This is a genomic window from Zarconia sp. (assembly GCF_057467645.1).
In genome coordinates, this window is record NZ_JBRJXU010000007.1 from 100841 (window position 1) to 119998 (window position 19158).

14 protein-coding genes are annotated in these 19158 nt (G+C 51.5%); 8 read left to right on the forward strand and 6 right to left on the reverse strand.

All coding sequences use genetic code 11. The features are described from left to right. Positions 1-210 precede the first annotated feature (210 nt). Both AC2215_RS01275 and AC2215_RS01280 read right to left on the reverse strand, forming a co-directional pair. Complete coding sequence (locus AC2215_RS01275; protein WP_486808135.1) at positions 211-2991, reverse strand: response regulator; 2781 nt, start codon at positions 2989-2991, stop codon at positions 211-213. 504 nt (positions 2992-3495) lie between these two features. Continuing rightward, a complete protein-coding gene (locus AC2215_RS01280) occupies positions 3496-5895 on the reverse strand; it encodes an adenylate/guanylate cyclase domain-containing protein (RefSeq protein WP_486808136.1) in 2400 nt (799 codons plus the stop codon). An 826-nt stretch (positions 5896-6721) separates the two neighbouring features. Between AC2215_RS01280 and AC2215_RS01285 the strand changes: the two genes are divergently transcribed. From AC2215_RS01285 to psbV2, 5 genes are all read left to right on the forward strand, one after another. After that, positions 6722-7525: a prepilin peptidase gene (locus AC2215_RS01285; RefSeq protein ID WP_486808137.1), complete on the forward strand. Its 804-nt coding sequence runs from the start codon at positions 6722-6724 to the stop codon at positions 7523-7525. 158 nt (positions 7526-7683) lie between these two features. Then, entirely contained in the window at positions 7684-8610 is a 927-nt protein-coding gene (gene accD, locus AC2215_RS01290) for an acetyl-CoA carboxylase, carboxyltransferase subunit beta (RefSeq protein ID WP_486808138.1), read from the forward strand. 621 nt (positions 8611-9231) lie between these two features. Continuing rightward, positions 9232-9363 carry a hypothetical protein gene (locus tag AC2215_RS01295; protein WP_486808139.1) on the forward strand — a complete coding sequence of 44 codons (132 nt, stop codon included), beginning with the start codon at positions 9232-9234 and terminating at the stop codon, positions 9361-9363. Between the two features lie 16 nt (positions 9364-9379). Beyond that, a complete protein-coding gene (gene psbV / locus AC2215_RS01300; RefSeq protein WP_486808140.1) occupies positions 9380-9871 on the forward strand; it encodes a photosystem II cytochrome c-550 in 492 nt (163 codons plus the stop codon). 231 nt (positions 9872-10102) lie between these two features. Next, a complete protein-coding gene (gene psbV2, locus AC2215_RS01305; protein WP_486808141.1) occupies positions 10103-10609 on the forward strand; it encodes a photosystem II cytochrome PsbV2 in 507 nt (168 codons plus the stop codon). Between the two features lie 1401 nt (positions 10610-12010). Here psbV2 and AC2215_RS01310 read toward each other — a convergent pair. Continuing rightward, on the reverse strand, positions 12011-13303 hold the full coding sequence (locus AC2215_RS01310; RefSeq protein ID WP_486808142.1) for an ABC transporter substrate-binding protein: 1293 nt from the start codon (positions 13301-13303) through the stop codon (positions 12011-12013). A gap of 225 nt (positions 13304-13528) precedes the next feature. On the opposite strand from AC2215_RS01310, the gene pilM reads away from it, so the two are divergent. The 3 genes from pilM (at position 13529) to AC2215_RS01325 (ending at position 16515) form a co-directional block, all read left to right on the forward strand. Further along, complete coding sequence (pilM, locus tag AC2215_RS01315; protein ID WP_486808143.1) at positions 13529-14638, forward strand: type IV pilus assembly protein PilM; 1110 nt, start codon at positions 13529-13531, stop codon at positions 14636-14638. Positions 14639-14851: 213 nt separating this feature from the next. Further along, entirely contained in the window at positions 14852-15637 is a 786-nt protein-coding gene (locus AC2215_RS01320; protein WP_486808144.1) for a PilN domain-containing protein, read from the forward strand. A gap of 2 nt (positions 15638-15639) precedes the next feature. Further along, complete coding sequence (locus AC2215_RS01325; protein ID WP_486808145.1) at positions 15640-16515, forward strand: hypothetical protein; 876 nt, start codon at positions 15640-15642, stop codon at positions 16513-16515. Between the two features lie 118 nt (positions 16516-16633). On the opposite strand, the gene AC2215_RS01330 is transcribed toward AC2215_RS01325, so the two are convergent. The 3 genes from AC2215_RS01330 to def all read right to left on the reverse strand — a co-directional run bounded on the left by AC2215_RS01330 (position 16634) and on the right by def (position 18943). After that, the gene (locus tag AC2215_RS01330) at positions 16634-17938 is read right to left on the reverse strand and encodes a PrsW family glutamic-type intramembrane protease (RefSeq protein WP_486808146.1); all 1305 of its coding nucleotides are present in this window, start codon (positions 17936-17938) and stop codon (positions 16634-16636) included. A gap of 214 nt (positions 17939-18152) precedes the next feature. Next, positions 18153-18353, reverse strand: a complete 201-nt coding sequence (locus AC2215_RS01335) for a hypothetical protein (protein WP_486808147.1) — start codon at positions 18351-18353, stop codon at positions 18153-18155. A 20-nt stretch (positions 18354-18373) separates the two neighbouring features. Then, positions 18374-18943: a peptide deformylase gene (gene def, locus AC2215_RS01340; RefSeq protein ID WP_486808148.1), complete on the reverse strand. Its 570-nt coding sequence runs from the start codon at positions 18941-18943 to the stop codon at positions 18374-18376. Positions 18944-19158: the final 215 nt, after the last annotated feature.

The window sequence follows — 19158 nt, forward strand, 5'->3', positions numbered from 1 at the left end:
ATTCTTACTGTATATAGCTTTGGGCGGTTTAAAGCTGGGTCGTTATTTCTGTCGCGTTGCAGTAGGGTGTGGGGTGTAGGGCATTGGTGAAACGCCCGCGAAAATTTCTCGTTTGTCAAGCCCCAGATTTAGTGTTGCCCCTCGATTGACGATTGAGATTTAGACGGTTTCCGATGACCGCTCGATCTCCCATTCCCCATTCCCCATACATCAATTTTCTTCGAGTAACGGCTGAGTCAGTTCGATCGCCCGATCGAAACGGAAGTTCTCCACCCACTCTGCTAAGGTTTTTGCCAAAATTTCTCGATCGGGGGGAACCTGAGGGAGTAAATCGAGCACCAGTTGAGCATCTACCTGGGTAGCCGCTTGATAGAGTTGGTCGATCCAGTTTCTGGGCATTTGTTCGAGATGACTTTGCAAAATGCCAATTGAGACTGCTTCCTCAATTGGGGGTGATGGTGAGTTCGCTCGACTGTCGTCAGCGTAGAGAAATTGAACGCCGAGGTGTTGGACCATTTTTTCATAGAGAATTTTCTCCTCGAACGGCTTGCGCACGAAGTCATCGCACCCAACCGATAAAACCAGAGAGCGATTTTCCTCAAAGGCACTAGCGGTTAAGGCAATAATTACCGTTGCCTGACCTTTGATGTGGGCGCGAATTTTCTGAGAGGCTTGATAGCCATCCATCACCGGCATCCGAATATCCATCCAAATCAGATGGGGTTCCCATTCTTCCCACACTTGTAGGGCTTCTTCTCCGTTCGCGGCTTCTCGTACTTGAAATCCGAGGGGGGTGAGTAGTTGAACCAACAGTTTCCGATTTGCCGCGCGATCGTCCACCGCTAAAATGCGGTAGGTGGGTTGGTTAGCCGCCAAACCGATGACTTGACGGGTCGCAGCTCGTTCCGGTACCTCTCTCGATGTGGTGAGGGTGACGGGAATGGCAAAGCGAAAAGTCGTCCCCCGACCCACATCGCTTTCGACTTGAATTTCTCCTCCCATCAATTGCACGAACTGCTGGCTGATGGGCAAACCCAAACCGGTCCCCTCTTGAGATTTCTGACCCAGTGCCGTTTGTCCGAAGGCTTCAAACAAGTAATGCATTTCATTGGGGTCGATGCCGGGTCCGGTGTCTTCAATTTCAAACTGAATCAGTTGTTTATCGGAACGCTCGAGCTTTTGCTCGACATCGGGAATGGGACACACCCGCAGGGTGACGCTGCCGGTCTCGGTAAATTTAATGGCGTTGCCGACTAAGTTGACCAGAACTTGCCGCAATTTGCCTTCATCGGTTTCGATGTATCGAGGGAGGTCGGTTGCCGGGTCGCAAATCAGTTCCAAGGTCTTCGTACGGGCTTTGAGCTGCAACATTTCTACTAAGGTTTCAATTTCCGAGTGCAGATCGAATCGACTGGGATTGAAGGACTGTCGTCCGGCCTCAATTTTCGACATTTCCAGCACGTCATTAATTAAGCCGAGGAGATGTTCGCCACTGCGGTTGATAATTCTCAAGTGGTCTTGCTGTTGGGCGTTGAGCGTAGAATCGCGAGTCATTACCTGGGTAAAGCCGAGAATCGCATTCAGGGGGGTACGCAATTCGTGACTCATATTGGCGAGAAATTGACTTTTCGATCGATTGGCCGACTCGGCCGCTTCTTTGGCTTTTTGGAGGGCGTTGAGAGTATTTTTGCGTTCGGTAATATCGCGCACGATCGCCAATAGTCGCTGTTGACCCACCAGAGAAATGGGTTTGAGAATCACCTCCGTCCAAAACCAACGCCCGGATGTATGTTTGCCGACCCATTCAAATTTTTGGGTTTGACCCTGCCTGGCTTTTTGAATCCATTTTTTCAGGGTGCGCCGATTGTCCGAGGTCGTCCCGATACCGAGAAAACGCAAGCCCACGTGGAGCATTCTGTCAGCACTCAAGCCATAGAGTTCGCACAGTTGCGGGTTGACTTCGATGGCTTTTTGCAGTTGCGTGTCGTAGAGCATCATGCCATCGTAGGAGACTTCAAAAATGGCTCGATAATTTTGTTGGGCGCGGTGGCGTTCTAGGGCAACTTTGGCTAAATACACCGCTGTGGCCATCAAATCTCGATCTCGAGAACTGGGATACCTCGATTGCGAGTAGTACATGGCAATCGTCCCGAGCACTTCCCCAGGTTCCGTGAGAATCGGTCGAGAACAGCAGGCCTTCAAACCCCGCGCTAGGGCAATCTCTTTGTAGTTCGCCCAACGGGGATCGCTGGCAATATCGTCGGTCATCACCGTTTGTTTGCTGTGAGCGGCCGTCCCGCACGCCGCCGCCATCGGTCCGATTTCCAACCCTTCGAGTGCCTGGTTGAAAGCCTCTGGCAGGCTGGGGGCAATGCTACGATACAGGCGTTTGGTCGCTGGTTGCAGAATCGAAATCGAACATAACCCCTCTTGCGATCGCTCTTCGACAAATCGGGCGATCGCGCCGAAAATGCGATCGATTTCCGTCCCTCTGGCAATCAGTTCTAAAATTTGATTTTGTCCGGCCAGCAGCGCATCCATCCACTGCCGCCGTTCAATTTCTCGTTGCAGGAGTTGGTTTTGCTGAGTCAGTCGCGTTTGCAGCCGACTTAATGTCACTTGGTGCTCGACTCGGACAAAGACATCTTCAAATTGAAACGGTTTTGTAATATAGTCCGCACCGCCGACGTTGAAACCTTTAACTTTATCGATCGCCTCACTCAGAGCGCTCACAAAAATGACGGGAATTTGCCGGGTGTTAGAGTTGGATTTGAGTTTTTGACACATTTCAAACCCATCCATCATCGGCATATTTACATCGAGTAAAATCAAATCGGGCTTCGTCGAGTTTGCCAGTTCGAGTCCTTTGAAGCCGTCGGGGGCACTTTCGACCTCATACCCTTTCTTCACGAGCATTCGCTCTAACAAACGTCGGTTCTGAGGATTATCGTCAACGATCAGGATCTGACCTTTCAAACATTCTTGATTCACGATCGATTTAGAAGGGAACTGAAAGAAAAATTTGGGCTTCGAGAGGACAAAGTTTGAACTGCACCGAGCTTAAGGCTTGGGTTTTCCGGACTGATAGACCGTTGCTGTCTTCCGATGAAGTCTTCATATCGATCGGAGTGTTTGTTTCTCCTCTGGTTCCAGTTTAGCCTTGCGGTTTTCCGATTCACCCCAGTTTTTCCGTTCAAATTAACTGCTTTCATTAATCTTTGGCGATGACTCGACGATCGTGACAATCGCGAGAATCATGACCATTCAACTATCGTCGCCCCGTGCCGGATTTATGTATTTCTTCGGTAAATCTTTAAAAAGAATCCGTAAAATGACGAGATTCTCATGTCGTTTAAATTTTTTCAATCGCCTTTGGCTTGCATTGGGATGAGCGATCGGAGTTTGGCGATCGCCCTAGCTCCGATCTTCAACGATCTTGTCCCGTATCCACCCAGCGCTTCGCCACCGATCTTAAATCTTTCACCCCATTGGAGATTATTCCACTAACCAGTAAGTTTTCATCTGTCCTTTCCCTTTAATTTCAATCGGTCCTCGGCTTTCAAATCGATATTGTGTTTTGAGTTTTTCGTAAGTCGATTCTGTGACTTGAATTCCACCCGGGACCCCCGTCGATTCCATCCGACTGGCAACATTTACCGTATCCCCCCACAAATCGTAAATAAACTTTTTAATGCCAATCACCCCCGCGACTACGGGACCGGTATTGATGCCGATCCGAATTTGAAAGGCTTCTTGGCGATCGGTCTTGAAGCGAGCGATCGCCCGTTGCATATCCAAAGCCATCTGAGCGATGGCGGCGGTACTGTTGGGATGGGGAAGGGGAATCCCGCCAGCCACCATATAAGCATCGCCGATGGTTTTGATTTTTTCGAGACCGTGGATTTCGGCGAGGCGATCGAACTCGGAAAAAATTTGGTTGAGTAAATCCACCAATTCCGTTGCCGACAGGCGATCGGACAGGGAGGTAAACCCAACGATATCGGCAAATAATACCGTCGCCTCGTCTACGGCAGAGGCTATCGCTCCTTCTTCTTCTTTCAGGCGCGCGGCAATTTCTCGGGGTAAAACATTCAGCAACAAGCGCTCGGATTTGACCTGTTCGCGCCGGAGAGCTTCTTCGGCTTCTTTGCGCTGGGTAATATCTTCGACAACGCCAATGACGCCGATGGTATTCCCCTCGGCATCGTGCATGGGAATTCGGCTCACATCCAGCCAGATCGCTTTCCCATCCTCACCCGGTCGCTGTTTGGAGATAATCGCGTGTAATTGAGGGGTATTGCTTTCGATGGTTTGGCGGTCTCGCGCGCGAAAGAAGTCGGCAATTTCTCGACTGGGTAGTAAATCGTAATCGGTTTGGCCCACTGCATCTTCCGCGCGTTCTAAATGGGCGGAAGATGCCCAGTTTTTATTGCACCCGCGAAAGACGAGATTCGTATCTTTCCAAAACACTTGCTGGGGAATATTATCGAGGACGAGGCGCAGGTAGGTTTGCTGTTCTTGGAGGGTCCGTTCCACCCGCTTGCACTCGGTGATATCCCGCGCGATCCAAATGACAGCATCCTCGGTAATGGGGGAAATTGCGGCGGAAAACCAAATGACATTCTGGCTTGGTTCTGCTCGCGCAACGGCCGGAACCGTCAAAGAATACTCGACGCGAACGGTTTCTTTGGTTCTTAAGGCTTGCCAGATATAACCGATAAAAGTTCGAGCCCGTTCGGCATCGAAAATGTCTTGTAACGAACGACCCACTTCACCATGAGCCGCTTGGTAGGTTTGAGCCGTCTGGGTTGGGGCGATTTTCAGACAGTATCCCTGAGCATCGATGACGAACATGACATCGGTCGTGGCAGCCAAGTAGGCTTGGAACTCGGCGTGGAGGGATTTTTGGGCGACGATCTCCCCGAAATGAGGGCTGGCAGCCGACCAAAACCTCACCCAATGCCGATCGCTCGGGCGAGGTCTGAGAATAAAGAAAAGGGCGATCGCTAGTACGCTTCCTCGAGAATCGTTGCCCCCCTCGAACGGAGCGGCAAACAGGGGAATCCCCAAAACCGCTTTGAATCCGCATTGTCGCGCTAGGGGTTCTCGTAAGTAAACTCGACTGGGTTCGGTGGCTAGATTTTCGATCCACTCGGCTTTCCGGTGGGTCCAAACTTGTCCGGGCAATCCTTCTGAGGGTAAAAAGGTCAGCCCTTCGCTGTACTGACGAAATTCTGCCAGGGCTTCGGGAACCGGTGCATCGGGTCGAATATAACGAGCGGGATGGTTTTGCAGGGCTTGGCCGTCGGCACTGGGAACCCAAACTTCCCCATAGTCCCACCCGGCACTTTGGCAAATTTGCACGAGGGTTGTTTCCAGCGCGCTCTCGAAATCTGGGGCATTTTCGATGGCGCGAATGGTATCGAGTAACACTCGATCGAACTGTGGGGAGGACGTTTCTTGGATGACCGGACCTTCGTCGGTGTTTTCTGGGGGAGGTTTTTCCCCTTCTCCTTCTCTACCGGGTCGTTGGGCTTTTTTCCCAGTTTCCCTTGGGATGTGGGTTTGGCGAGCGATCCAAGACGTGCAAAGGCTGGCGATGGTCGCGACGGCGAGGGTCGTGCCGAGACGGACGAGGGACGCCCTCCATCCGGGCTCGAGATTTTGTTCGACGGATGGGGGGTTTCCCATCAGGATGGCGACGAAAACGATCGCGGTATTGACGATCGCCCGCCCTGTAAAACTCCCAAAAATGCGAGGGGTGAATCGCTCGAATAAACCGGTCAAACTGGCTGACACCAAATTTTTCTCCATATTGGGTGGAAGTTGCGCGATCGTGAGTGCGAATTCTAACAACCATTGGTGAGGCGGTATGAGTTGTGGGCCACCTGTCAAGGGGAACGGGGAATGGTTTTGGGTGTGGGATCGCAGCGTCGATCCATCATCGGAAACCGTCTAGATCTCAAGAGTCAATCGAGTCGTCACACTAAATCTGGGGCTTGAAAACCAAGCAATTTTCGCGGGCGTTTCACGACTGTCTAACAACTCAAGAAACACGAGAATGGCTTGATGGATCTCGTTCAGTTTTGTCAACTGATGCCCAACAACCAACATTGCAAAACGGTTACACCTGAATTTTCCTGGCAATCGCAAGGGAGAGAACTTATTGACCTACGCGATCGTACAGATTGAGGAAAAATTGTAGTCTTAGTATACCGGAAAATCTCTCAAAAAAACCGTGATTTTACTGAAACAATTTACCCCTCGTGGGTGAATTGTTATGCGGTTGACACGGATATGAAAATCAGTCTGGATTGAGAGATGGGGTGAAAAATCCGTATATATTGCCATTGTTAATTTTTCCCAAAATGGCGAGCCTCACGTATAAACAACGTGCAGCGATTTCAAGATTCCCCGCTCGCGACAGCACCCACCCGTTCGTTCCCCAGCAATCGCGAGCCGATCGATTGTTTTCATCTGTCTTCGTAGTGCCATACTAGACATCGGGTAGAAATCAAAAATTCGATCGATTTTTCGACTCAAATCCTACCGAGGGCGCGCCCGTTGGGGTCGATGGGGTTCAACCCAATAACCCAAGCTCGCCTTACGCACTCACCCATTCTCTATCGATATTCGTGCAATCGAGCCAAGGTCTTTCTCCCCTAGTGCCCGCGGCTCTCCCCGCTTACCCGAACCGTCCGTCACGATCTTGAATCTCGCTATGGCTCTACCGGCGATCGGCCTCGTCTTTGTTTTCGGCTCAGCCATTGGCAGCTTCCTCAACGTGGTGATCTATCGATTACCCGCCGGACTGTCCCTGTTGTGGCCTCCCTCTCGCTGTCCTCAATGTTTCCATCCCTTGAGGGCGCGGGAGAACGTTCCTATTTTGGGTTGGTTGTGGTTGCGGGGGAAGTGCGCCCACTGCCACACGCCGATTTCCATTCGCTATCCCTTGGTAGAAGCGGCAACGGGTTTGCTCTTCGTTCTGGTCTTTGTTACCTACGGTTGGTCCCCCACCACCTGGGGATACTGGGTCTTTTTTAGCTGGCTGATTGCCCTGGGGGCGATCGATTTCGATACCCTAACCCTGCCCAATGCCCTGACGCAATCGGGGCTTGTTCTGGGGATGGCGTTTCAGGTGGCTTTGGCTTCCCAGACAGACCCCACGTCGCGATACGAGGGATTGATGGCGAGTATTGTCGGGATCGTCGTTGGCATTTGGCTCCTCGATATCATCACCGTGGTGGGTTCTGTTGTCTTCGGAAAACCGGCGATGGGGGAAGGAGATGCCAAACTGATGGCGATGATGGGGGCTTGGTTGGGATGGAAGTTGATGCTGCTCGCCGGATTTATCGGTTGTGCCATCGGTGCCTTTGCCGGGGGAGGCGCGATCGCCCTCGGATGGCTCGAACGACGAACGCCCATGCCCTTTGGTCCCTTTCTAGCCGTAGGGGCTGGCATTGCCACTCTTTGGGGAAAACCGATTCTCCAAGCATACTTAAAGTTATTTTTCCCCGTCGCGTAACTTGATAGGATAAGGGTCAGTCGATCGATAGGGTAAAACATCAACAACGATGGACGACGATCGAGTTAAAATGTCGGTCGCACCACACCATCCCGATTCCGAAAATCCACTCGATCGCAGCCGTAAATCGCCGGTAGATAAAGGAAACCCCAAACGTTATGTCTCTATTTGATTGGTTTGCAAATCGACAAAAATCTAGCTCGAACGATCGCGATCGGCACGAGCGAGATATTGCCGAAGGGTTGTGGACGAAGTGCGAAGCCTGTGGGGTTCTCACCTACACCAAGGATTTGCGTGCCAATCAAATGGTTTGCCCGGAGTGCAACCACCACCATCGGGTCTTCAGCCATCAGCGCATCGAACAGTTAATCGACTCCAAAACTTGGACCTCCCTCAACGAGAAACTGCAACCCCAGGACCCCCTCGAATTTCGCGATCGCAAAGCATACAGCGATCGGCTGCGAGAATATCAAGAAAAAACCCACCTCTTCGACGCCGTGCAAACCGGTTCGGGACAACTGGAGGGATTCCCGGTGGTGCTGGCGGTCATGGATTTCCAGTTTATGGGGGGCAGCATGGGATCGGTGGTGGGCGAAAAGCTCACCCGTGCCATTGAAGAAGCCACCCGCAAGCGACTGCCGGCCATCGTGGTTTGCGCCTCGGGCGGAGCGAGAATGCAAGAGGGGATGCTGAGCCTGATGCAGATGGCGAAAGTCTCGGCTGCCCTAGAACGCCACCGCGCCGCGCGATTGCTGTATATCCCCGTACTCACCCACCCCACCATGGGGGGCGTAACCGCTAGTTTTGCCATGCTCGGTGATATCATCATTGCCGAACCCAAATCCACGATCGGGTTTGCCGGTCGCCGCGTCATCGAGCAAACCCTGCGCCAAAAGCTGCCCGACGACTTCCAATCTGCTGAAGACTTACTCACCCACGGCTTTGTGGATACGATCGTCCCCCGTACCCAGCTTAAGTCTACTCTGGCTCAGCTTATTCGCCTGCACCAACCTCAAACCGTTACCTCCCACGTCATTCCCTTACCTCAACCCTCTCTACCCTTGAGTTCTACGGGAACGAAGTAAAGGGCTTTGGGAGCCACGGGGGCATCAGGGACCTCGGAGGGTTCGGGAGATGCGACCGTAGATCGTGGGAGCATCTTGCTCCCGATTCCCGGTTTCCCCTATCACCGCGTCCTCCCCATACCCAACACCCAACACCCCCTCCAAGGCAAACGGTATCAGGGATATCAATCTGTCGGATAAGCGTGACTTTTCGTGGTAATCTTATAACTTGTGAGAGGTTCTCGCGACCGATCGATCTTGCTATTTCATGGGAAAAAACCCCTGCAAATTGCAAAAAACCTAATGTGTTGCAATTTGTAAATGGAATAGAAACAAGCCGCAGGTCTAACCCCTCGGGCGATACTTGTGGCGAGACAAGATCTAACGAGCTTCGTCTCGATGAACGTTCAATTCACGACCCATGTTTTGAACGATCGCCATCATAAAATCGACCAAAATATTGACCGGACTCTACCCGATTTCCCTAAGTATTTTTACTTCTCGATCGGGTTAGCCGCAGCGAATTATACTTCCTGTTAAAAGAAGTAAAGCATCTAAAAGATCTGCGAACCGCCGCGAGTCTCGCTTCCGCCAGAAAAAGCAAGTCTAGCGCTTTGAATCTAGCGAGATCGAACTCCAAGGTTGAAAGATCGAGCTGAGTTTGTATCTGTGGCGATCGAACGGGAACCCCATCCAGACGAATCCGACCGTCCTTGTCTCAACCCAGTCTTGTTTCAACCGAGTGGTAAGTCGGAGACCTCGATCGTTAACTAAAGTGTAGAGGAAAACAATGTTAAAAAAATCCATTTGGCTGGTAGTAGCCACTGTATTCTTCACGTTCCAAATTTTGGTTGGAAGTGTAACGGCGCTGGAATTAGACGAGGCAACCCGGACCGTATCCTCGACTGAAGCAGGGGAAACGGCTACGTTGACCCTCAAAGAAGCCAGGAAGGGCGAGAAACTTTTTGGGTCTGTTTGCGCTCAATGTCATGGTGCTGGAAGAACGAAAACGAATCCTAACGTCACATTAAGCAAAAAAGATCTATCCGGTGCCTATCCCAATCGCAACAACATTGAAGGATTGGTCGACTATATGAAAAATCCCACGACTTACGATGGGGAAATCGAAATTTACGAATTCCATCCTTCTATCAGAAGTGCGGATATTTTTGGAGAAATGAGAAATCTCTCTGAAGATGATTTATACGCCATTGCCGGTTATATCCTGATCGAACAAAAACTTCGTGGAATTGCCTGGGGTGGTGGTAAAGTTTACGACTAATTGTCGATTTGAACGATCGCTTAACCGTTCTGCGAGCATCTAAGCGGCATCTCCATGGAGTGAGATTGCCTGGAATGGCGATCGAATTTACGATCGATCGTGAGTGTTTCGGGTTAGGTTAGGGGCGAAGTGCGAGTGCGAATGGACGATACTTGGCTTTGTGCGCTAACCTAACGCCGAAGATCGAAACCGAACACCAGCCAACACCACCTAACACCTTTGTATTAATTAATGCTGCATCGATTTTTTTCATTTCGTCCCCTGCTCTTACTCTGTACGGTATGGCTGGGGATTTGTTTGTGGTGCCAACCGGCGCAAGCCGAAAGCATCGCTCCTTACGTACGGCGCTATCTAGACGCAGCCCAACCCGTCCCCATCAAAGTCGATGAAACCGGCGAAACCCGCAACTTCTCAGCGGAAGCCCTTTCGCGGGGAAAAGCGCGCTTCGACGATGGTTGCCTCTACTGTCACATTGGCGGGTCGAACGTTCCCATTCCCCCGATTACCCTGTCTCAAGCAGCCTTAGCCGGGGCTACCCCACCTCGAGATAATCTCAACGGTTTTGTGGCTTTCATGCGCGAACCCATGACCTACGATGGCGATGACTATAGTTCTTGGTGTCGCCAAGTCTCGGAGAACTGGATGACGCGGGCGGAACTTGAAGAAGTGGCTGCCTACGTCCTTCGGGCAGGGGAGAAGGTTTCGAGTTGGGGTAAGAAGGTGTACGAGGTGGAGTAGAGTTTGCGCTTGAAACGGTTGACTGCGAGCTACACCGCACTGTAACGACCCGATCGATCGGGTTCAATCGGATTGGAAACCCAATAAGTTATATGTGTAGGGGTCAACCGCTGTTGACCCTTATTTTTATGCCAAATTTGATGAGAGATTCTTATCGTTGCCCGACGTAGAGGGGTCAAATTTCCGCCCATTTCAGAACGAGTTTACAAGGGGTTCAGGGGCATGGTAATATTTGTTTAAGTATTAACTCATGGTTGGGTCTACCTTTATACTTAAATCGTAACTCTACATCAATCAAAACCTAACCATATCGTTAAATCGATCGCTCCTTCCCCTCAAATGCGATCCACCTCAAAACACAAAATTTTAAATGAGTATTTCTACTGGTGTTGACAAATTTAATATTTTGTTTATTCAGGATATGTAGTAGCGGTGCATACTTATTTGACTAAGGAGTTTTAAATTGAATATAGAAATTAGTTGTTCGATTTGCGAACGGAAGATAGTCGAAAATTCAAATCAACAAACACCATTAAAACTATACTCGCGTCTTTTTCCCATCTGTGATGATGGGGTTTATACGTAATGGAAATGCCCTCTTGGACACGATTCGAGGACTATTTTATTTATTCCCAAACATGAACTGCTATTTGTTTCAGCATTTAATGCTTTATTAGATGGATACTTTCGAGAGGCTATTTCTAGTTTTGCTGCAGCGCTAGAACGCTTTTATGAATTTGCAATTCGTGTAATTTGTCACTCCAAGTCTATTCCTCAAGAAGATTTTGAAAGTTATTGGAAGCCAATATCTAAAAGATCGGAGCAACAAATTGGTGCTTTTACGATGCTTTGGTGTATGGAAACAGGCGATAAACCTAAAAATTTTTTGCTGCCTCATAAAATTATAGAACGACGAAATAATGTCATTCATAAAGGGATTGAAAATGACATGATTGGAATGGAAAACTTTCCCGGTTTCGCCTACGTTACCCTGGTTGACTGACAAAACTCGACAAGCCCGAAGATGCTTCAGTACAATGAATTCACGCGCTCGGGAGAGTTGTGATTGTTTTTGGGAAGCACGAACCCCATGGGGAGCTAGAGTACTCGACAGAAAACAGAAACCTGTAGCTCTTCTACAGCCCGTGCGATCGCATGGGCTGTGGAATTTGTGTAGTTACGGCTCAGTTGAGTTCTCGTCCGACTTCCCTCCTAGCAAACGTCAGTTCGGGTTAAGAGTCGATTGTTAACTGCTTCAACGAGAGAATGCAGGTTTGAGACCGACAAATGCTGAAAATCAGTAATTTAGAATCAGGGTTTCAGCTTATCGATAACAATTATAGCAAGGATTTCAGCCCACAATATTTTTGTCAGTCAACCAGCTACGTTACTTCATCCAAACTAACGGGGAAATTGCAGCCGATTCCAGGCTTCCTCCGCATCCGATAGCGCCGCCTCGACACTTTTTTGATTCAACATTGCCGCCTGCAAATTGTCGTAGAGCATCTGCTGCAAGCGATCGACATCTTTCATCGGCGGAACTAACACCTGAGCATCAGGCAATTGGCTGGCACTCACCAACCGCGCCACATCCACCGCCGACGCATCCGGGGCAAGGGTTTGGAAATAGGGATCGTCGAGAGACTCTCGGGTGGAGGGTAGGGTGTTGGTGAGTTTGGCGAAAGCGAGTTGGTTAGCCGGATTGGTGATGTACAGCGCCCACGCAACGGCCGCTTCCGGCCGATCCGTATCCCGAGGAATCACCAGATTCATCACCGCCACGCTCTTTTTCCCCGTTTGCCCGGTAATTTGGGGGGCAACTTCGGAAACCGCCGCAATCGTCGGGGCATTTTGGGCGATCGTGCGCAGGAATTGCGGTCCGGAAGCCAGCAGTGCCACTTCCCCCGCTTGATATAGTTCGATCGCCCGTCGGTGTCCTTGGGTGAGGGCTTCTCGGGGGAGGAGTCCCTGCTGATATAGATCGACCCAATAGCGAAAGGCGGCGTTGCCTTCCGGGGTATTGAAAGCGGCACGTCCGTTTTCGTCGATTAACTTCATCCCCATTTGCACCAAAGATTCCAACACCTCCCCGGAATCTTCCGCCACCACCGTGGCAAAAAAGGCATACTTACCGGTTGTCTCCTTCACCTGACGGGCAAAATCGGCGAGTTCCGCGTAGGTGGTGGGGGGGGTTAAAACGCCCGCAGCGTCCAAAATCTCTCGATTGTAAATGGTAATGCGGGTGGTGGCGTACCAGGGGATGCCAAAAGCGCGATCGCCTAAAACGCTTGCCTGCCAGAGATTGGGCCAGTACTGCTGGCGCAGTGTCTCCGGAACGCTTGCCCCCACATCCAGCCATGCGTTGCGCCCGGCGAGTAGGGAGGCAAAATTGGGGTTGAGGTTCACCACATCGGGGGCGCTACGGGCGGAGACGGCGGCGATAATTTTGCGTTCCATCGCCGACCACGGCACGTCTACCCAGGTAATTCCAGAGTGGGGGCGATCGGCTTCAAAGTTGGCGATCGCATCCTGGAAATACTCGGTAAACTGGGGTTGAAGCTGCATCGTCCAAAATTCGATGGCTCTATTTTGCCCAGAGCGATCGCCCCCAAAACCGCAGCTTGCCACCACGGCAACCGTCAGCCCCAGAAAAAGCCCGAGTCCCCACCGTTGCCAACCTTTGAGTCGATTCACGAACAATTCCCCACTCCCGCGCGATCGAGTAAACTATTTTATCCGATCTCCGAACTCTCGCCGATCGCGTAAATCAACCGCTAAACTTATTGATATCGCTCCGGTCGCCCCTCGACTGAGTTTTATCGGATAGATGAGGTTGACCGACGGAGCGAGCGGGTGTAGAACCAATCCGATGGATAAAAGATCTCGAGATAGACTTCCAGATATATTACAGGGACAGCCGTGGTTAACTTCGTTAAAAACCTGTTTTCCAAATCGAAAAAGGGAATTGGCATCGAAATTGCGCCCGATCGCATCAACGTGATTCAACTGCAAAAGCAGCGTCAAACATTTAAAGTGGCGCAATTTATCTCCGAAGAAGTGCCCGAAGGCATTTTCGAGGACGGTCAAATTATCGACCAACCGGCGATGGCGGAGTTGCTCGATCGGGTTTTGAGCCAAAACAAAATTAAAGCCAAAAATATCGCCACCGCCATTCCCGGACGCGAGGCCGTCATTCGCCTGGTTCCCGTCCCCGCCGAACTCAACGATGCCAACGAGTTGCGCGACTATATCAACCAAGAAGCGGGACTCTACCTCCCCTTTCCCCGAGAAGAAGCGGATGTCGACTATCAAAAACTCGGTTCGGTTCTTGACGAAGACGATATCGAAAAAGTTCAAGTGCTGCTGGTGGCCACCCGCAAAGAAATCACCGACAGCTACATCACCACCTTTCAAGAAGCGGGACTCGATCTCGACGTGGTGGAAGTCACCAGTTTTTCCCTCCTGCGCACCATCCAGGACAAACTGCAACAGTTCACCCCCTCCGAAGCCGCCGTTCTGGCCGATTTAGAATTCGACAGTACCGAAATTGCCGTGGTGGTGGATGGAGTGCCCCAATTTTCCCGCACCATTCCCATTGGCACCTTCCAAATTCAAAGCGCGCTGTCTCAAGCGATGAATTTACCCCCCTCTCGCAACACCGAACTCCTTCAGGGAATGACGATTCCGGTGACTAGTAACGATGGGATGACCATGGGTACAATGGGGGGGACGAACCCCGGAACGACGGCAATGGTCAGAGTTTTAGGAGAACTCGCCGACGAAATTAGACGCTCGATCGATTTTTACCTCAATCAGAGCGATGGATTGGAAGTGGCGCAGCTATTTCTCGCCGGTCCTGGCAGTTCCATCGGACAGCTTGATGAATTTTTCTTCCAACGGCTGAGTTTACCCACCAGCCAAGTCGATCCCGTCGAGAGTTTGGGGATCGATGTCGATGAAGAGACCATGCCTTCATCCCAACGAGCTGGATTGGGGATCGCCCTAGGTTTAGGAATGCGGGAGGCGTAAATCGGGATCGAGAACCAGAAAGGTTTTGGGTTGGAACGGTTTGGTGGGTTTGGGAAAATGGACACAACCTAAAATCTATAGCAACCGCCAGACCTACCCGGACATCGCAAGAGCGAGCCAGGGGAAAAACACCCCAGTAAAAATTCAAAAGCATCCGCACGGTTGTGGCGATGGCTATAGAATCTAAAATCCAGAAAAATCTAAAATTGACTCATGTACAGCATAGATATCAATTTTCTGAACGATCGAGAACCGCTTCCCGAGTCTGGGGGCGGTCGGGAACGCTCGGGGCCCCAACTCGAAATTCCCGGTAAGGCGGCGCTGATTGCCGGGGGTGGCGTGGCAGTGGCGTTCCTACTGGCCACTGCCGGTGCTTGGGTTTATTTCGAGCAAGTGCGAGTTCCCAAACTCGAAGCCAAAAAGGCAAAACTCGAAAACGACCTGGGGGTCGTCGCCGCCAGCGAACAGCGACTGCAACAGATTAGAACGGAAACGGACTTAGTCGAGAAGCAAACTGAAGCCCTCGGCAGCGTCTTCAACTACATTAAACCCTGGTCGGCTCTGATGCAGGATTTGCGCGATCGCATCCCCCCAGGCGTCCGCATCAGTACCGTCGAACAGCTCGAAGACGAGAGTTCCTCAGCCGCCGCCGACCCCGAAGCCTCCCCGTCGGCACCGCCCCCTTCGATGTTGGAAATCAAAGGTTTCGCCCGGTCTTTTAACGACGTGAACGACTTTACCCTCGTTCTTCAGCGTTCCTCGTTCTTGCAAGGCACGAAAACTCGCCTGATCGAGGCCACCTTGGTGGACAATCCCAATCAGGAAATCCAAGCCTCCGAAGACCGGTTTGAGGGGGAACTCAAGCCCGTGGTGGAATATACCATCCAGACCCAACTGAGTTCGACCCCCGCAACGGAACTCTTAACCGAACTCCAGCGCAAAGGCGCTCAGGGTTTGGTCGATCGTATTAAAACACTTCAGCAAAGAGGAGTTATTTAATCGTGGCTTACGATGAATTTGCCGCCGAAGCGGAAGAACAAGAAGCGCCGGGGTTCGTCTTATTTGGCATGACCTTCTCTCCCCCGGTGCTGGCAATGCTGATCGCTGCCGCCGGATTGGGGTTATCGGTGTGGCTGGGTATGAATTACGTCAAACCCGCCATGGACAAAAGCGCCACCTTAAACGAAGAGATTAAGTCCCTCGAGGATAAGCTGTCTCGTCAAAGCGAGATCGAAAAGCAAATCGAAGACGCTCAGACAAAACTCGACGACGCGAAACTGGTGCAAGCGGACGTGCAGCAAATGTTCAGCAGTCCCAAGACCCTCGATACGTTGCTGCTCGATCTCAACCAGCAAATAGAACGTCGCAATCCCCAACTGACGGCCGATACCATTCGGGCGCAACTGCAAGCGAAAGGCTGTCCCGCCTACGTGGTCAACAACTACCCCCAAATCGAAAATCGCGCCGAGGGATTTTTCGCCCAGTCCAAACTGACGAAATTCCAGCCCCAAGAGGCCGATACTTCCACAACCGATGGCTATGAATTGGTGAATGATGGCTCCTTGGGAGCCGGTGCCAACAATCAAGTCAAGCGCCAAATTTACGAAGTGGAACTCGAAGGAAACTTCGATCGCGCCAAGCAGATTCTCATCCAGCTCGAGAAATTGCAGCCTCTCTTACGGGTGGTGAATATGAACGCGGAGGTTTCCTCCCCCGCCGTGTTGTTGACCTCCCAAGGGCCCCTTTCGACCTGCCAGCCGGAAACGAAGCTGAAAATGGCATTTCAGTTGCAAGCGCTTCTGCCTCTGACTCAAGAGGAATTGGAAGCGATGATGACCCCGGCAGAAGGAGAAGGAGAGGAAGCCGAGCAGAACTAATCTGATGTCAGGCGCGGGGTGTGGGGTGTAGGGTGTAGGGTGTAGGGAAGATTGTCGCAACGGACGTCTATTTTCCGTTATACTCCTCCCCTGCCTCCCCTGCCCCCGAAGCCTCCCCTCACCGAAACCGAGTGGCAAAATTTTCCGATCGCGTCGGTGAGAGTGCCCTCGCCTTGAGAATCGCCGCCCCTAAAAACGCATAGGACAACACCCCCACTGCCACCAATAAACCGATGTTGAAACTGCCCACCGCATTCCATAGGGCGTGTAATCCCGAAGCCGTTAGGTAGCCCACCACCACCGTTCGCAACCGTTTTGAGGGCATGAGAACGCTCAAGCCGATGGCATAGCCGAAATAACCGCTATAGGCGATATGTCCGGCCACCGACCCTAACATGCGCGGAATCAGTACTTGCAATCCCGCCTCCGCGCCGGAACTAGCCACCACGGTGGGAACGTACTGCCATAGGGTTTCGAGTAACGTAAATCCCACCGCTGAAGCCGCACCGAGCAAAATGCCATCGAGCGGTTCCCAGACTCCCACGCGCGTATTCCAGGGAGCAAACAAACCGCGACCGATAATTAACGCTCCAAACACCGGAATCGCTTTAAGCAATTCTTCCATCAGTCCTGCCCCAAAGAACATCCGCACGAGCAGTTCCCCGAAGGTTATCGATTCTCCAGGGGTGGGGAGGCTACCGGGAAGCACCTCGCGAAACACCCACAGGAAGACCGAAAGTATCGGACTCAGCAAGAGGACGATCGTGATCGTGCAAGCAGAAATCGCCACCCACCAGGGTTTGGGTTTACCGCAAATTTGGTAGATGAAGTAGTATGCCATTGCCGCGAGATAGACACCCAGGGCGCGGTTAAAGACGATCTGTTCTCCAACGGCCGCAAACAGAAAAACAACCACACCGATCGTCATCGCCACGGGGAACAGATAGGTTTTGCGGGTGAGGTGCCCCCCCGTGGAGAGAATGGGAAACAGTTTGGTGACGGTAACGCTCACCGGATCGCTTTGGTAGAAGGAACTCTGCAATCGGGTGGGTTGGAGGGGAACCGATCTTGGAGAAACGTACTCGAAGAGAAACTCCGGACCGTTGCGACCTAAAATAATCCGATCGCCCTGTTGCAGAATCCGGCCGCCTTTGATAGCCACATCGTTGATGTAGGTTCCGTTGGTGCTGTCGAGGTCGCACACTTCCCAGAGTTGGGGATTGCCAGAAATCGGTTCGAGGGGGCGGATTTGGGCGTGAACTCCCGAGACCATGCGGTGCTTTGCCGCAATAACGATATGACAGTTGGGATCGCGACCGAGGGCGATCGCATCAGTCGGTGAAAGCTCGTATCTTCGGGGTTCGCCAGTGGTGCGGATACCGTATCCTAGGAGTTGCTCGAGGAATGCGCGATCGTCGCTCATGAATTTTGAGGGTCATGCGATCGAGTACTCTTGGGGAGGCTTTGGGGGCAATGGACAATAGGCAATGGACAATTGACAATGGACAATTGACAATTGGTTGGTTGCAACGCTCTTGTGAGTGCGCGTCTTTCTGCCCTTTCTCCCACTTCCGAATTCCGCGCTTCCAATTCCGAATTCGGAATTCCCCCAATTTTCTCAATCCCGGCCATTGCTATCATTGCTCTTCTCGCGCGGCTTGCACTGCGGTGTAGAAGGCAATAATTCCAAAGGGGATGCTAATGGCGAGAATGGTGCTGGTGACCATCGTTCCATATTGGGGAACCCCGGAGGATAGCTCGAAAACCGAACCGACCGCAGCAATGCCCGACACGCAAGCACATAGTAAGAAAAAACCGCTTTTTGGTGTCATTCCCATGTTATTTTCTCCGATTGCTCCTATCGAATAGCTTTTACGTCGCGAACAGAAAACTCGGTCTTGCTGAGGGCTTCAGTGAGGGCGAGTTCGTTGTCCACTCGATCGACAAATAATACCCCATTGAGGTGATCGATTTCATGCTGGATAATCCGGGAGGGGAGATCGTCGAACACCCGTTTTTGGGGACGACCGTTTTCATCTTTGTAGGAAACTTCCACCCGAGAGGGACGAGTCACGTCTAAGAAGACCCCCGGAATGCTCAAACACCCTTCTTCAGCAACAGTCAGCGGACCGTCGAGCTTTTTAATCGCGGGGTTGATGAGCACTAAGGGCGGGGTAGCTGGATTTTCCCAATCGCTGTCTAGGACTAAAATTTGCTTTTGAATGCCAATTTGAGGGGCGGCCAGACCGATACCGTCGGAGGTGTACATGGTCTGGAGCATTTCCTTGACCAGCTTGCGGATATTATCGTCTACGCGGGCGACGCGCTTGGCAGGTTGGCGCAGAACCCGTTCTCCCATGTAATGCAAGTCGAGGGGAGATTTTTCTAATTTTTTTTTCTCAACGAGCGGTTTTTGTGTGGTCGGCATCTTATCGGTGCGGCTGGTTGGGACGACTTTATTGAGATTTATTTAATTCTAGCGGAAGTTGACGAGTCCTCCTGCGTTTGGAGTCGATGGGAGACCTTACTATTGCGGTACGGAGTTAGTCCGGTCTCGAGTTTCGATGGAAGACCTCACTATTGCGGTACGGAGTTAGTCCTCTCTCGAATCTCGATGGGAGACCTTACTATTGCGGTACGGAG

Bases quoted from the DNA above. Each gene is read 5' to 3' on its own strand.
- AC2215_RS01285 (WP_486808137.1), top strand. From the start codon at position 6,722: ATGGCTCTACCGGCGATCGGCCTCGTCTTTGTTTTCGGCTCAGCCATT.
- accD (WP_486808138.1), top strand. From the start codon at position 7,684: ATGTCTCTATTTGATTGGTTTGCAAATCGACAAAAATCTAGCTCGAAC.
- psbV (WP_486808140.1), top strand. From the start codon at position 9,380: ATGTTAAAAAAATCCATTTGGCTGGTAGTAGCCACTGTATTCTTCACG.
- psbV2 (WP_486808141.1), top strand. From the start codon at position 10,103: ATGCTGCATCGATTTTTTTCATTTCGTCCCCTGCTCTTACTCTGTACG.
- AC2215_RS01320 (WP_486808144.1), top strand. From the start codon at position 14,852: ATGTACAGCATAGATATCAATTTTCTGAACGATCGAGAACCGCTTCCC.
- AC2215_RS01330 (WP_486808146.1), bottom strand. From the start codon at position 17,938: ATGAGCGACGATCGCGCATTCCTCGAGCAACTCCTAGGATACGGTATC.
- AC2215_RS01335 (WP_486808147.1), bottom strand. From the start codon at position 18,353: ATGGGAATGACACCAAAAAGCGGTTTTTTCTTACTATGTGCTTGCGTG.
- def (WP_486808148.1), bottom strand. From the start codon at position 18,943: ATGCCGACCACACAAAAACCGCTCGTTGAGAAAAAAAAATTAGAAAAA.